The sequence below is a fragment of the Oceanobacillus saliphilus genome, assembly GCF_023522835.1.
Taxonomy (GTDB): Bacteria; Bacillota; Bacilli; order Bacillales; family Amphibacillaceae; genus Oceanobacillus; species Oceanobacillus saliphilus.
In genome coordinates this window covers 1-252 of record NZ_JALCZU010000267.1, presented here as the reverse complement: position 1 = coordinate 252, position 252 = coordinate 1, and the positions used below count along the sequence as shown (strand labels likewise).

Annotated in this window: 1 pseudogene; it reads left to right on the top strand. The window is 77.0% G+C overall.

What is annotated here, in order from left to right:
- A pseudogene (locus tag MN204_RS21115) lies at window positions 1-221 on the top strand (alpha-amylase family glycosyl hydrolase); the annotation flags it as partial.
- Window positions 222-252: the final 31 nt, after the last annotated feature.

The window sequence follows — 252 nt, the reverse complement described above, 5'->3', positions numbered from 1 at the left end:
CGCACCTGCTGGTGGCGGCACTGCCCGGGGTGCTCTACCTCTATCTCGGCGAGGAGCTGGGACTGCCCGAGGTCGAGGACCTACCGGCCCAGGCCCGGGTCGACCCGATCGTCCACCGGTCCGGGGGCCCCGACCCGGGGCGGGACGGATCCCGCATTCCGTTGCCGTGGGCCGCCGGGGCCCCGTCCGCTGGCTTCTCCCCCGCGCGCCGGGCGGACTGATCGGCACCGGCCGACCCGTGGCTGCCGCAGC